General features: G+C 38.2%; 17 protein-coding genes. 9 read left to right on the top strand and 8 right to left on the bottom strand.

The features are described 5' to 3' along the window. The 4 genes from MKX62_RS24210 to MKX62_RS24195 form a co-directional block, all read right to left on the bottom strand. On the bottom strand, window positions 1–423 hold a 423-nt coding region (locus MKX62_RS24210), incomplete at its 3' end, for a helix-turn-helix domain-containing protein (protein ID WP_340742747.1). 443 nt (window positions 424–866) lie between these two features. Next, window positions 867–1,049: a hypothetical protein gene (locus MKX62_RS24205; RefSeq protein WP_340742746.1), complete on the bottom strand. Its 183-nt coding sequence runs from the start codon at window positions 1,047–1,049 to the stop codon at window positions 867–869. 16 nt (window positions 1,050–1,065) lie between these two features. Beyond that, a complete protein-coding gene (locus MKX62_RS24200; RefSeq protein ID WP_340742745.1) occupies window positions 1,066–1,641 on the bottom strand; it encodes a tyrosine-type recombinase/integrase in 576 nt (191 codons plus the stop codon). A 198-nt stretch (window positions 1,642–1,839) separates the two neighbouring features. Next, complete coding sequence (locus MKX62_RS24195; RefSeq protein ID WP_340742744.1) at window positions 1,840–2,190, bottom strand: hypothetical protein; 351 nt, start codon at window positions 2,188–2,190, stop codon at window positions 1,840–1,842. A 1,310-nt stretch (window positions 2,191–3,500) separates the two neighbouring features. Between MKX62_RS24195 and MKX62_RS24190 the strand changes: the two genes are divergently transcribed. From MKX62_RS24190 to MKX62_RS24155, 8 genes are all read left to right on the top strand, one after another. Next, window positions 3,501–3,935, top strand: coding sequence for a hypothetical protein (locus MKX62_RS24190; protein ID WP_340742748.1), 435 nt, complete (start codon window positions 3,501–3,503; stop codon window positions 3,933–3,935). An 825-nt stretch (window positions 3,936–4,760) separates the two neighbouring features. Further along, window positions 4,761–6,512, top strand: a complete 1,752-nt coding sequence (locus tag MKX62_RS24185) for a methyl-accepting chemotaxis protein (protein WP_340742743.1) — start codon at window positions 4,761–4,763, stop codon at window positions 6,510–6,512. Between the two features lie 57 nt (window positions 6,513–6,569). Next, a complete protein-coding gene (locus tag MKX62_RS24180; protein ID WP_340742742.1) occupies window positions 6,570–6,977 on the top strand; it encodes a GGDEF domain-containing protein in 408 nt (135 codons plus the stop codon). A gap of 30 nt (window positions 6,978–7,007) precedes the next feature. Beyond that, on the top strand, window positions 7,008–7,172 hold the full coding sequence (locus tag MKX62_RS24175) for a hypothetical protein (RefSeq protein ID WP_340742741.1): 165 nt from the start codon (window positions 7,008–7,010) through the stop codon (window positions 7,170–7,172). Between the two features lie 5 nt (window positions 7,173–7,177). Further along, window positions 7,178–7,318, top strand: coding sequence for a hypothetical protein (locus MKX62_RS24170; protein WP_340742740.1), 141 nt, complete (start codon window positions 7,178–7,180; stop codon window positions 7,316–7,318). A 100-nt stretch (window positions 7,319–7,418) separates the two neighbouring features. Then, a complete protein-coding gene (locus tag MKX62_RS24165; protein ID WP_340742739.1) occupies window positions 7,419–7,853 on the top strand; it encodes a hypothetical protein in 435 nt (144 codons plus the stop codon). A 579-nt stretch (window positions 7,854–8,432) separates the two neighbouring features. Beyond that, on the top strand, window positions 8,433–9,011 hold the full coding sequence (locus MKX62_RS24160; RefSeq protein ID WP_340742738.1) for a hypothetical protein: 579 nt from the start codon (window positions 8,433–8,435) through the stop codon (window positions 9,009–9,011). Between the two features lie 15 nt (window positions 9,012–9,026). Next, window positions 9,027–10,034 carry a hypothetical protein gene (locus tag MKX62_RS24155; protein ID WP_340742737.1) on the top strand — a complete coding sequence of 336 codons (1,008 nt, stop codon included), beginning with the start codon at window positions 9,027–9,029 and terminating at the stop codon, window positions 10,032–10,034. Between the two features lie 680 nt (window positions 10,035–10,714). Here MKX62_RS24155 and MKX62_RS24150 read toward each other — a convergent pair. After that, on the bottom strand, window positions 10,715–11,281 hold the full coding sequence (locus MKX62_RS24150; RefSeq protein ID WP_340742736.1) for a MerR family transcriptional regulator: 567 nt from the start codon (window positions 11,279–11,281) through the stop codon (window positions 10,715–10,717). Beyond that, complete coding sequence (locus MKX62_RS24145) at window positions 11,250–11,456, bottom strand: hypothetical protein (protein WP_340742735.1); 207 nt, start codon at window positions 11,454–11,456, stop codon at window positions 11,250–11,252. The genes MKX62_RS24150 and MKX62_RS24145 overlap by 32 nt, the downstream gene beginning before the upstream one ends. A 215-nt stretch (window positions 11,457–11,671) precedes the next feature. On the opposite strand from MKX62_RS24145, the gene MKX62_RS24140 reads away from it, so the two are divergent. Then, complete coding sequence (locus tag MKX62_RS24140) at window positions 11,672–12,136, top strand: transcriptional regulator (protein WP_340742734.1); 465 nt, start codon at window positions 11,672–11,674, stop codon at window positions 12,134–12,136. A gap of 350 nt (window positions 12,137–12,486) precedes the next feature. Here the strand turns inward: MKX62_RS24140 and MKX62_RS24135 are convergent, their stop codons facing one another. Both MKX62_RS24135 and MKX62_RS24130 read right to left on the bottom strand, forming a co-directional pair. Then, window positions 12,487–12,918: a hypothetical protein gene (locus MKX62_RS24135; RefSeq protein ID WP_340742733.1), complete on the bottom strand. Its 432-nt coding sequence runs from the start codon at window positions 12,916–12,918 to the stop codon at window positions 12,487–12,489. After that, on the bottom strand, window positions 12,915–13,445 hold a 531-nt coding region (locus tag MKX62_RS24130), incomplete at its 5' end, for a hypothetical protein (protein WP_445683563.1). The genes MKX62_RS24135 and MKX62_RS24130, both read right to left, overlap by 4 nt.

Genomic DNA, 13,445 nt, shown 5'->3' with positions numbered 1-13,445 from the left:
TGGTCCCCCCCCCGTACCCCACTTTTTGGGGTATGGCTTTATATCTTCCGTTTTGACTTGTTTTGGTTCAGTGTCATCAACCTTTTTCGGCATTGGTACGGCTTCAATAAAGTACAGATTCCGTTCAAACTTGCTTGCACCATTCCTACGTTTCTCGATGGACAGATAACCAGCATCCACCAATGGTTTACGCCATTTGTAATAAGTATCTTCATTCATTCCCAATTCATCACACTGTAAAGATACAGAAGGAAATGCAGACCGTTCCCCTTCCTTGTCGCTACCTGCAAAGGAACATATATATGCGTAAATCAATTTACTTTGTTTGGGTAATTTCTTATCTCGCATTACTTTTGTAGCGATTAAACCATAACCATTTTCGTATACTGTACCTCTTAATTGAACTACTGAATTCATTGACATTGTTATTTTCCCCTTTCGATACGGGAACAAAAAAAGCATTTATTTCCCCCTTGTCATTGCGAGGAAAACAAATGCTTCAAAACTCTTGAATCTACTTTGGTTATGTTGTAAAATGAATCGCATAACCTAATGTTATAAATTGCATAACAGCATAGTTTGTCTAAGAGTCTTTCGGTAAAGTGTTTCCCTAGTCTAGTTAGGGTAAACGGTTGTAGGGTATGGGGATACCACTACGACACGCTGGAAGGCTTTTTTACGTTCTCGTTCTAATGGCTTCATTTTACCGCTATGACACTCTTATTGCAACATGGAAGTTTCATATACCAGATATGGTAAACCCATTAGCCCTCAGCGTTATTTAGGAGTGTCGGGTATGCATAGGTGTGCGGATTCACCGCTTGCACAATCAGCAAAAAAAAGAAGACTAACCGAATGGTCAGCCCTCAAGATCTATTTATGCTGTTAACTGCTTTAATTGATCCATTTAAAAGGTTCTCATAACGCCCTACATAGAGGGAAACGACCTTCTCAGCGACCTCAGCCACGTCCTTACCATCAATGGCTGCTATTGCCTCCAACCGCTTCATAACATCCTCAGGTACGGTTATTTCAATCTTCTTTTCCATCGTTTCAACCCCCATTTTATAAGACAAAACTCTTCATGTTATTTTCTATTGCTTCATCAGTAATTCCAATATAATCCAATGTTATTTTGGGGTGGGAATGATTTAGGATCATTTGCAATTCAGCCACATCTTTGAACTGCTTATAGTGCCAGTAGCCGAATGTTTTCCGAAGGGTATGTGTGCCGATACCGTCCGTTATATCGACCATACCAGCAGCTTTATTAAGCTGTCTGTATGCTTGTACCCTACTGATAGCTTTATGTCCTTTACGTGAAGGGAACAGCCACTCAGTACTTTCTAGCGTCCCTATGTACGCATTCAATTCATCATAGATGTTTGTGAGGTAAATATCACGGGACTTTTTGGTCTTACCTTCTATTATCGTGACTTTATTTTTTCCCTTAACGTCCGTAATCTTTAAATTCAATAGATCGCTAACACGCAATCCAGCGTTAATTCCGATTAGAAACATGATGTAATCACGTTCACCACACCATTTTTTAAGTGACCATTTCATATCTTTGATTTTTTCTACGGAACGAATAGGCTGTACGTCTTTGATTTCACTTTTCTTATCGACTGTCTTTGCCATTTTTCTTCCCCTTTCCTAATGCAATAGAATCAGTGATTTGAATGTAACATATTTATTGGCTGATATTAGATTATCACACTTTCAGCCATTGACTAGTGTTTCAGGGGGATTGAATGTAACTTTTCTATAATTAAGTTACATTCGAAAGGGGATTTCATGGAAAGTGATTAAACCTTTAAGTATTGACACCAGTTCATATTAAATATCTTGAATCTCTTTGAATAGGCATTCATCAACTATTTTTCTTTCAGCATTTCTCATAGAAAGTATTTCGTCATGACTACTGGAAAGATACTCGGCCTCTAATAATAATTTAGAACTTAACAAACTCAAGAATGGAACCAAACCATCATCTAACCTTAGGGGAACGTAATGATGATAAGTACGCTTTTCTCTCTGCTTAAGAATTTTTTGCTTTCCTTCAGAAATAGCAGCTAACGCAATTGAGATTTCTTGTATTTTCTCGATAGTTCCTCCTAACTCTCTTAATTCTTCTTCAAAAGAGTTCTTATTTGACCAAATACGAATTAGAGTTTCTCGTTCATTCATTTTTTCACCTACTTTCTAAGACAATTTTATTTTACGAGATATAAAAACTACATATCATTTTTCAGTGATGTTCAGTTTTTCGGATAGTTCCGTATTTTGTTTCTAAATCACTGTAAGAATTCATTGTAACTCAAAAAAATACTGTAAAACAAGCTTCACGTCTACATTTCAAGGGTAGGTAAAAACTGGAACCATATTGTTATCCATAATGTGTTTTCAGCAATGGGCACAATGGAGAGTTCAGGTGAATATTTATCCGTATTACTTTTTCATTAAATATTTTAATTAATTAACAACTTAATAATTAGGAAAGACTGACAACTGCTAAGAGTTCATCATTCATCCTTGACAGCATCTTGGTTGCACGTGAACTCAATTTGCTAGGGTCCAATGCGGCAAGCTACTCAAAACGAACGCTGACTCATTAGGAACGATTGGTATTGTAAAAAACTTCAACGAATAATGTTGATTTGCATATATGCTGGGTGGTCAATTATTTTCATGTTCTTAAAAGGTCAAACAAGGTCAGATTCTAAGGTCGGAAGTGACTTGAGCCTTACTCTCCCAATGGTTTTAAGCAAAAACAACTTCTTGTTACAATAACCTATAAGGGAATACGTCTTTTTCCGTTATCGACACACGAGCCGATACCAGGAGATTTGCAGTCTGTTTTCGAACAGGTTAAACAAGATTCCCGAACCCGGTCGATGGCACTCATCAGAAGGAAGAATAGGACGCCTTTCTTTTATGAAGACGAGCTACTTGGTGATGAATTATCTACAGCCCTTGTCATTTGTCCGCGACGGCCTTTTGTGTACAGTTTAGTTGTCTGCCTGAACCCAAACCAAGGTCCGTGTGGTAAGCCGCTTAAAACGGACGCTAGATAACCTAAGTGCAATTCAAATCTATCGCCTTGTTTTGCGAACGTATTGGATTGCTTTGAGCACTTGGCGATGTAAAACGAAACAAGAAAGAGAGCAAACATATTGTCTGCTCTCTTTCTGGGGGCCATTTGTGCATATTTATTCATTTAGGGCTTGTGGATATATTTGGTAAACGCCGTCAAATCAACGTTGTATATATTTTGTATGGAGGCCCTGGGTCTTCGAAAGAACGAAATCGCGAGTTGACAGGGTTGGGAACTCTACAACAACTGCCGAGAATCGGTGTTATGTAAAGCTGATGTGTATGGACTATACAAGATTGTTTAGTGACTGAATTGATGGTTTGCGGATGAATTTCATGGAGATAATCCTTTTCTATCCATTTCGCCGTATAAAAAATGTAGTTCAAGGGGGGATAAAGTGAAAATGGAACAATTCAATATAAATGGACACATTGTCAAAGTGGACGTTCAGAAAACTAAAGACTTATATGAACCACTTCCGCTCATTTCTGATAAAGCTCATTGTGGATGTGAGGATTGTAGTTATTACACAAAGACGATTGTTCACTCGTCACCAGCTATTCAACGTTTTTTTGAACAGTTTGGCATTGATCCGAGAAAAGAAGCAGAAGTTTGGAGAGCTAACGAAAATAAAGATGGAACCTATTACTATGTAGCGGATTATCATTTTATCGGTGAGATTCAAGGTATCAAAGAATTAGATTGGATTGATGTCGAGGAAGCTTCCTTTGGTTTGACAAACCGCATAGAAAATTTACCTTCACCGATGATTCCAGAAACATTTACAACACCAATTATTGAATTAATCGTAAGAATTAATCTACGTTCTGACATTTAGTTTTTGAACTAACGAAGTTCTTTAAGTGAAGATTTGGCTGCCTTTCATGGAAGCTTTTTCTTATTGCGTAATGGAGTTAACTACTTCCGTGAACTGGCGTTATGTAAACCTCGTGTGCATGACTTATGCAAGGTCATTCAATGGTTTGCAGAGAGACCTATGCACTATTTACTGTTCAAAAAACTGGAATTTGGATATTTACTTTAACAACATCTATAATTTTAAAAAATTACATACTTTACATTCTATTTGTAGTATTCTTTAAATCGAGAGATATGATTACTTTTACCTATTGACATTTAATGGTAATTAGTAAATGTGAAATAGTTTCTATATTTGTAGTGGGTAAATTGAATTAAAATTACTATTTCAATTCAGAAAAGAATTAAGGCATAAACCTCAATGTGTTCAATTGAAAGAGATATTGAGATTAGGAAGCTCCCACAAACACCTTACTTTTTCAAAGAAATGAAATTATTAGTATGAGAATTAATAGCATTCGAGTTATTGATTTAAATTTGCTCTTTGGCCTCGGAAAGACCAAACCTATTGAAGAAAAAACACGCAAATTACTGAAAGAGTGTGTGGCTTAATAGTGGATCTTTCAACAGATTTAATTGGTATAGATCGATTAATTGATCTATACCCTCTATAGCGGAATTAATGAAGGGAAACTACATAAAAGGAATTGCAAAAATACTGGGGAAATTTAATTGTTCTCCTTAGTTTAGAAGAAGTGCTTAACTTTGAATTACTTCAAATGGAAGAAGTGTTATCAGACATTAATCGTAAGGGGTTACCCATAATAAAAGGACGGTGTTTATGATGAAAAAAACAAAAAATAGAGCATCCATTAAAGTGAAACTTATTAGTATTTCTATTCTATTGCTAACGATTCCTTTGATTATTTTAGGGGTTTTCAGTTATCAAAAGAGTTCCAACAGCTTAGATAATATGGGTGAACAAGTTCTAAAGAATAGTGCCCAACAGACAATCGAAACGATCAGTGTCTTAAATGAGAGTGTAGAAAATGGAGAGCTTTCTCTAGAGGAAGCTCAAGAAAAAGTGAAAATCACTATCTTAGGTAACATGAAATCAGATGGAACACGACCAATCAATCCCAAAATAGATTTAGGTAAGAATGGTTATATGTTTGTGTTAGATAGCCAAGGATTGGAAATCGCACATCCAACATTAGAAGGTCAAAACCTTTGGGAATCAGAAGATTCTAGTGGTAGTAAATTTGTTCAAGAAATTATTAAAACAGGAAATGATGGTGCTGGATTTGTTTATTATGAATGGCCACATCCAACGGATGAAAATCGAATTGAAACAAAAGTAGTTTATACTGAAACTGACCCATATTGGGGATGGGTCATAAGTTCTAGCACATATATGATGGACTTCAATTCGGCTGCTACAGATATACTTAAAATTATCTTTGTTGTTATCGGTATTACTTTAGTGGTGGGTATATTAATCATTTGGTTGTTTGCGAACAGCATTGCCAATCCAATTAAAAAGGTTGTAAATCACATGAATCACCTTGCAGATGGAGATTTAACGCAAGGAGAACTTCAAGTCAACTCAAAAGATGAAACAGGTCAGCTGGCAATGGCCATGAACCAAATGCAAGTTAACTTAGTAAAAGCTATGACACACATTTCTCAAAGTTCCGAAACCTTATCGAGTCATAGTGAAGAACTTACTCAATCTGCGAATGAAGTAAAAGTAGGTACAGAACAAATTGCAATAACCATGCAGGAGTTAGCTATGGGTTCAGAATCGCAAGCGAATAGTGCAAGTGATTTATCCTCCATTATGGATGAATTTGTATCCAGAGTGGTAGAAGCTAATGAAAACGGGGAACGTATTCAAGACTCTTCCCATGAAGTATTGAAAATGACAAACGAAGGTAAGCAATTAATGGATTCTTCGAATGAACAAATGGGGAAAGTGGACCATTTAATAAAAGAATCTGTTGATAGAATTCAAGGGTTTGAAAAACGAACAAATGAAATTGTAAGTTTAGTTTCTGTCATTAAGGATATTGCTGGTCAAACCAATTTGTTAGCCTTAAATGCATCAATTGAAGCTGCAAGAGCAGGTGAACATGGAAAAGGCTTTGCGGTCGTGGCAGATGAAGTGAAGAAACTGGCTGAACAAGTGAATATTTCCGTTCAAGACATTTCTTTAATCGTGGAAAATATACAAAAAGAGTTCGGGCAAGTAAAAGAGAGTTTAAATAATGGATATACAGAAGTAGAAAAAGGAAAAGATCAGATTCATCTGACAGGAGAAACCATCACGAACATTATGCTTTCTGTTACGGGGATGGTCGATAGTATACAAACCATTTCGGACAATTTAGTACAAATTTCAGCGAACAGCCAAGAGATGAATGGTCAAGTGGAAGAAATTGCATCCATTTCTCAGGAAGCTGCAGCGGGGGTAGAAGAAACGGCAGCAACCGTCGAAGAGTCAAATAGTTCAATTGAAGAAGTTGCTGGTAGTGCAGAACAACTTGCTAAGTTAGCAGAAGAACTGAATGGCGTCGTTCGCCACTTTAAACTCTGATTGATTTACAATGCATACGAGGTCGAGGAGTAAAAATCCTTTGACCTTATTTAATTAATGTTAGATATAGACCATTTCAAAGTTGTAAATGATACATATGGTCACCATAAGGGTGATGAAGTATTACAATATGTGTCATCTAAAATGAAGGAAGTTGTTCGTGAAAATGACGTTTGTATACGGTTTGGTGGAGAAAAATTTATTATCCTACTACCAAAATCAAACCTTGAACAAGCAAGTCATGTAGCAGAAAGATTAAGACAAAATATCGCCTCTTCAATATGTCAGACCGATTATATAACCATATCGGCAGGTGTCACAGAATTTCAATCGGATGAATCAATAGATGAACTTTATAGCCGAGTAGATGTCTCTCTTTATCAAGCTAAGACGAATGGAAGGAACCAGATAGTGAAGGCTGCGAACGGGCGTTATGTAAACCTACATGTATATTCGAGTGAATAAGGAGAATGCAACAAGAGGGAGGTTTTGTAGATGGAACTTGATCTCGAAAGTTTGCAAAAACTAGCGAGCCAAACTGGGGCTTATGCTCGTGTGGAAGCTGATTTCTTTGAAGGTGCCATTGTTTTTATGGACGTTAAAGGACAGATAATTCAAGAGAATTTTGACCGAAGTATTGAAATTATTGAGGGGGAGTGATCTCAATGCTTGAAGAGGATGTCAAATTGAACGAAGAAGCGTTCTCCTACATTATTGATAATTTTGGAGAGACCTTGAAAGAATTGGCACAGAGGGAAAAGGCAGATTGTGAAATAGAGCCATCTGAAAAAGACGGGACACCGTAGGAGGTCTTAGCGAACCTTCAGGGCATTGATGATGTTACTACCATAGTTTTGTCTGTCTAGATTTTCCTTTGAGGCTTCAGCGGTTAGGTGGAGGACGAGGATGGCGATGAGGATGTTTGAGTGGCCATCAGATGTTGAGTTTTGTGCGGATTTATTTGCGATTTATATAGACGATTTGATGAATCGACTATTTCGAGGTAAGGATGTAGCTTTTTTGCTTGAGAGAGCTGCCAATGACCATCAAGCTTTTCGATTGCTGGCACTTATGATGGTTCGTGATGGTGGGCCGAAATATTTGCTTGAAACAGGGCGAGCTGAAACGAATCAGATTCAAGCTGCCTGGTCGCTGACCAGACAATGTATTTTCGAGCAACAAGCATCTTCCGATTTTTCAAGACAGGTTGCCGATCATATTGGGTCGAGGAATGACGTAACGATTTCAGATTGCCTCAATTTCGAGGGGAAGACAATTTGGAAGGATTTGAAAAGCTATCGCTTTTGGGTTTGGAAAAATGCTGTCGCTTTTCCAAAGTAACTCATCGCTGTTCATGCTGTTTTTGTAGCTGATCAACTCATCGAAGGACGCAGACGAAAACTTGTCTGCGTCCTTTTTATATTCTCTTTTTTTTCAAAAAAGGCGAATCAAAATATCTCCGCTGCATAGTGTGCAGCAGAAAACACAAAGGCACTGGTCTTACACCCAGTGCCTTTCTCCTTTTTCCCCGTCGCTGTCGGCTCCAAGGGGGCAATTCAAAGAGCAGGAACTCCCTCACAGCCCTTTCCATTCTGGAAACGGTTCGAGCATGAAAAATCGACTTTGTCGAACGCAGCAAGCTGCTTTTTTCTTGCTCCTGTTCACTCGTTCCTGCTCCTCCCATGTGTTATCTGCTCCCCGAAAAGACCTCCCTTCTTCTTTCGAAGAAGGGCAGAACAAGCTCCAATTGCTTTGCAATTCGAACCTGTTCTGTTGCCATCCAAACCGGCTAAATTTCAGTTTTCGCTTTGCTACCTGAATTTCATCGCCGATTCGAATGGCATTTGCCACTCTCTTTGAGAGTAGCAAAACATCTTCTTGCGAAGATGCAAAACACTAAAACAGAAGGAGGTAATCTTGTTGGCCAGAGGTCAAAAGAAGCAATACGTCAAAAAACTAACAACGAAAGACGAAGAGATGCTGCGGGCGTTTCGTAATTGTGGCAGGCTTTCTAGCAAGCACTTAAAAAGTGAATTAACAATGGCTGACAAACGAGTTCTTAACTTTCAACGAGATGGCTACTTGGAGCATGGCAGACTATTGAATCCAAAGACGAGAGAAATGGAATCTGTTTTTCAGTTGACAGACAAGGGACGAGGACTTGTTGATGCACAATTGAATTTGTCGCACTTCTACAAAAGTGTAGGAGGACGTCACGATCTCGCTGTAGCTGACAAATACTTTTCTTTAAACCAGGAAGAGCAACACTCCTGGAGGACGGAGGGAGAGCTTAGAGAGGTGTTTCAAGCTCGTTTAGAGGAGCTTGGAGGCACTTATCAGGCTAAGGAAGTATCGGCTACGGATGGAGCTTATGTTGCTCGGGACGGTCGGACTATTTTGTTTGAGGTCGTAACGCGAAACTATGGGAAAGCCGAAATTCAAGCGAAAGAGAACTTCGCAACGTTGCTTGGTCTAGAACTTGAAATATCAAAAACTTAAGGAGGTGTTGTTCGATTGCTAAACCAAAAAGAAGAACAAAAACAACGTGCATTTGAGGAGCACAAAGATATTATTACTTGGGTATGGTGGATAGGGAAAGGATTAATGTTTAGGAGCCAGTTGATACGTCATTTCCAGTTGTTTGGGTATTCCAAACCAATAATTGAAGAAGCGATTCGGGATTTGATTCAGAGTGAGCTCCTCGAGGTTGTGCGTTTTGGAAATAGTCATGTTTTGAAGCTTAGAAAGTTTGGAATCTATATGGTTCTTGGAAAGGAGCCTGGCCAAGTTGGTTCTGTTCGAATTACGAGCAAAACGAAGTTTTTGCGAACTGCTTATTTAAGCGAGAGGATTTTGGGGGTTTTGGTTGAAGATCCATCAAATTTGAAGCGTGGAGTGGAGCACAATATTTCTATAATTAAACTGCTAATGTCGCATGTTGCTTTCGAAAAACAGTCTTATTTAATTCTAAAGTTAGCTAGCGAGAGGGATGTAAGGAATGAGAAGAAAGGTAAACTTCCTGTTCTTTCAGAATCTGCCACAAAGGAGATTGAAAGGCTGAGTATTGTCAGTGAATTTGCGGGAACTGGTAAACAACCAGAGGAAGCGAAAAGGATAAGAATTGAGAAACAAGTAAATTCTGAAATATTCAAGGAGGAAGTACTGAATCTTAACGGGATGCAATCCCGAGATATTTACTTTCGTTTTTCTGTACCTTCGGACAAGAAGGGATATGTTCTTGATTTGGATTTTTTGGATGTCAGTTCAAGCATGACTGAAAGACAATTAGAGAAAAAAATAAAAATGGCCTATTACTATATGGACGACCTCGTTAGTCCTGCTGTTCGTATCCAGATGAATGTGTTGGTGGCTGGAAGACGTCGAGCGTCTTATTTTGAGTCAAAAGTTGATAGAATCAGAGCGAAATTTTCCAATTCTAAAGAGCTGGCAGATTTCAGAATCAATGTTATCAACCTTAATCTCGAAGAGACACTTTTCGCTCGGATGACAATTTTAAATTGAAAGCAGCGGGCATTAATTTGTCCTGCTGCTTTTCGGGGTAATTTGATTTCATATTTAGTCATTAACTAATTCTTTCATACTCCCTCTGATAATCTAAAAGTGATTTTCAATTGGAACTTATCTAATAAAGTTAAATCCATTTGTTTCGATATCAATAGCTGTCATTATCTTCGGCCAACAAATATTCATAATGTCGAGATTGTGAGAAGGTTGAATGCAGCCTTCTCTCCTGCTCCATTCAACCAACAAACAAAAGGACACACGATGCACCCTACAGCTCCTTATATCTCATTGAGTACGTACATATTCCATACAAATACCCCCGAGATGCTAGTCTATTTAATAGCTCACTACTGTATTTGTACAGTATAAGACCAAAAAAGTAGTATGAGTTATTAATTAGATTTTTATATCCTCTACCCTCTGGATGAATTCACGCAATCTTTGTAACTCGGAAAACTCTTCAGTTGTAAGTTCAAAAGAATTCTTTTGAACAATATCTGCCGTCTTGATCTTTGCTTGCAATTCGTAAAATATCTCGTCTCGATGATTGGCCGGTATAAAAAAAGAGGGGCCAGCCATTATCAGCTAACGATCCGCCCCCGACCTTATGCGTTTTCGATGATTTTGGACCAAAAAAGGATGACCGGTTGGGGCCACCCTTCGATATTTCCTTTATGTTACTTTCTTCCGAAAATTCTTCCGAAGAAAGACCCGGAATTTCTCTCATTCAATTCTTCTTTTGTAGCTGCTAATTCCTGTCTTAACGCTTCCATATCTTGCTTTAAAATTTCTATTTCATCTGCCCGTTTTTCGATACTTTCCATTCGTTCGTTCTGTCCGTTTTGTTGTTCTGACAATGTTTTTAGCACTTTGTCATGTCCGTCAAGCCGTTCGTTTTGACCGGTCAATTCCGTCATTGCCTGTCCCATTGTCTGCATTACAGTCAGTAGTGTATCCCGTGGCGTATCGCCTTCCATCGCCCTCCGCACATCCTCTACGGCTTCCTCGACTGTAATTGGAAAGCCCTTGTCTGCTAACATCTGCATTATTTGTGGCTTTTGGTAATGCTGTTCTCTGCATAACTTAATAAACTTCAAGACATCTATTGTCTCAGATTTATAATAAATCACGCTGCCTTGCTTCACCTTAGGGATATACACGCTAAAGTCTTCTACCCAATCGGCTACCGTACTCTTTGGTACGCCAACTGGGCTATGAAGATCCTTCTTTCGCAACAAATCCAACGTTCTCACCGTCTTTCGTTGTTCGTTCCTCGTTCGTCCGTTTATGTATCAACCGTTTTAACCGTTTACCGTCATTCGTTCCCCGTCCGTTCGTCTTAAAACAATCCATCCTAATCCAATTCGCTTTCCAGTCGTTCAAATCCTTCCTAATCACATTGTCCCGAAATTCATACACGTTATAAGCACAACCTCCACAATGCATCACAAGTCGTTCTACACTTACTCGCAGACTTAACTTAGGGCAAGCCCTTACATAGCGTCACAGGAGACCACAGACACCCGGTACTAACCCAATAAATACCATGTCCTGTTTATATGTAGTTCTGCAAGTGTCCCCTTGTAAGATTCGAAAATTGAACTACAAAACTCACAGAAAAGGAATGATTTATTGTGACAAGCACTAACACAAGCAAAATAGTTATTCAGGGAACGGGGAACTATGAACAAACACCGGCTGGATTATTTGATTATGTTCAATTGGAACTGATTTCTCATACCGAATATGTTGTCTATGTAAAACTCTTACAATTCTATAATCTGGATCTTGGCTATGCTTACCCAACAATCCCACAACTTATGTTTCATACGAATATAGCCAGTAAAGCCACCATCCACCGTAGCTTAAAAACTCTGGAAGATGTCGGACTAATCCAAAGGGCCAGGGGGAGTAGAGGTAATAATATCTATGAAGTCTACAAGCCATTAGATAAGGCGATATTATATAGTCGTGTTCCTGCCAAAGTTACGGAGCTTAAGGAAGTTGAAGCAAAGCTATTAAAAACGGCTGTATCCGACAAGGAACGATTTAAGAAATACAAGATGGATAGTCAAGAACAGCAGATAGATGCCTTGTGATTTGGTCATAAGGAAATACTGCATACCTACAGCCTTTCTTAACTTTGAAAGACACATAGGGCAAGGTCACATGATTAGGGATCTTCAAAATTGAATTCACTAGTACAATCGGGATGTATGGCATAGTTCAATAAAGTAGCTGCTATACACACTTACTTACTCATACTTACATAATCAAACTTAATTACTATGTTCTTAAAAGACCATACCATGAGTAAGTAAAGAACTCTGATTAGCTGTTAAAGAATGAAGAGAAGAAGTACAACGTTCAATTATTGAACTATACCCCCTGGCCCCCTTATGGCTTATAATTATCAGCTGTATTGGGGGATTTTTGTTATGGGCAATTCCTAGTAAGGCATATTGTTTTTAATTTGCTTTGCAATCTCAGCATTAATAAAAGCCATAATATAGTCATGAAGCATGCCCATATGAGGGTTCTGTAAATCTAAACTAACTTCATACTTCTCTTCAGGGGAAAAGCCATATAAATAATCGCCTAACTTTACAAACATATTCAAGTCATTGTCATCAAATTTAACTTGTCCATCCAAATATCTAAAAAAGTTGGTTTCTTCAAAAGTATAGTAAAGCATACAATTTATAATTGTGTTGGAAAAGACGTTTAACCTCCCTATCACTTCTATCTCCTTATCATTAGGCGACCTGCCTAAACAATATTCAAAAAGCTTTAATGGTTCTACTTCACGAATAAACTTTATTTTTTCAGTCCTCAATTGATACTCAAGTTCTCTTTTTCGCTGAAGATGTAGTTCAATCAATTTAAAAGCCCCATTTCTTTCAGTAGCTTGTTTCTTTCAGAATTAATATCCCCAATTGGTGCAGATTCGGGCCTTGTAGTTTTTTCACGCATGTTAAACCATTCAGGTACAGATTCAGTTTTTGCACGAATGGGAGTATATGACTTTCTCGGTTGTTTGGCTTTATCCTGTTTTCGTCTTTCTTGTAAATCTTGCATATGTGTTGATAACGCTGACATTAGGTAGCTTCTAAAATTACCTTGTCCAATCTTATTCTGTTCGTACATATCCGTAACTTTCCGTACAACTGCATTAAAACTGACTGTTGGTAAATCATCTTTTGTGATTGCCCGTAATTCATTGATTACCGTTCCGACATCTTCTATAACTACTTCTTTCACATCTTGAATGCCATTTTTATGTACATGCGGACTTGTTCGCTTATCATCATCATCAGTAATATTGGTAGAACTATTAATGATAGGGCTATTAATGATAGTACCCGATTTTACCGTGCCCGATTTTACCGTACCCGAAGAAATGGGGTA

This window comes from Sporosarcina sp. FSL K6-5500 (assembly GCF_038005665.1).
Lineage (GTDB): Bacteria > Bacillota > Bacilli > Bacillales_A > Planococcaceae > Sporosarcina > Sporosarcina psychrophila.
This window is presented reverse-complemented; position numbering and strand designations above follow the sequence as displayed.

Excerpts from the sequence above, each read along its gene's own strand:
- MKX62_RS24205 (WP_340742746.1), bottom strand. The coding sequence starts at position 1,049 with ATGGAAAAGAAGATTGAAATAACCGTACCTGAGGATGTTATGAAGCGG.
- MKX62_RS24200 (WP_340742745.1), bottom strand. The coding sequence starts at position 1,641 with ATGGCAAAGACAGTCGATAAGAAAAGTGAAATCAAAGACGTACAGCCT.
- MKX62_RS24195 (WP_340742744.1), bottom strand. The coding sequence starts at position 2,190 with ATGAATGAACGAGAAACTCTAATTCGTATTTGGTCAAATAAGAACTCT.
- MKX62_RS24190 (WP_340742748.1), top strand. The coding sequence starts at position 3,501 with ATGGAACAATTCAATATAAATGGACACATTGTCAAAGTGGACGTTCAG.
- MKX62_RS24185 (WP_340742743.1), top strand. The coding sequence starts at position 4,761 with ATGAAAAAAACAAAAAATAGAGCATCCATTAAAGTGAAACTTATTAGT.
- MKX62_RS24180 (WP_340742742.1), top strand. The coding sequence starts at position 6,570 with ATGTTAGATATAGACCATTTCAAAGTTGTAAATGATACATATGGTCAC.
- MKX62_RS24175 (WP_340742741.1), top strand. The coding sequence starts at position 7,008 with ATGGAACTTGATCTCGAAAGTTTGCAAAAACTAGCGAGCCAAACTGGG.
- MKX62_RS24170 (WP_340742740.1), top strand. The coding sequence starts at position 7,178 with ATGCTTGAAGAGGATGTCAAATTGAACGAAGAAGCGTTCTCCTACATT.
- MKX62_RS24165 (WP_340742739.1), top strand. The coding sequence starts at position 7,419 with ATGGCGATGAGGATGTTTGAGTGGCCATCAGATGTTGAGTTTTGTGCG.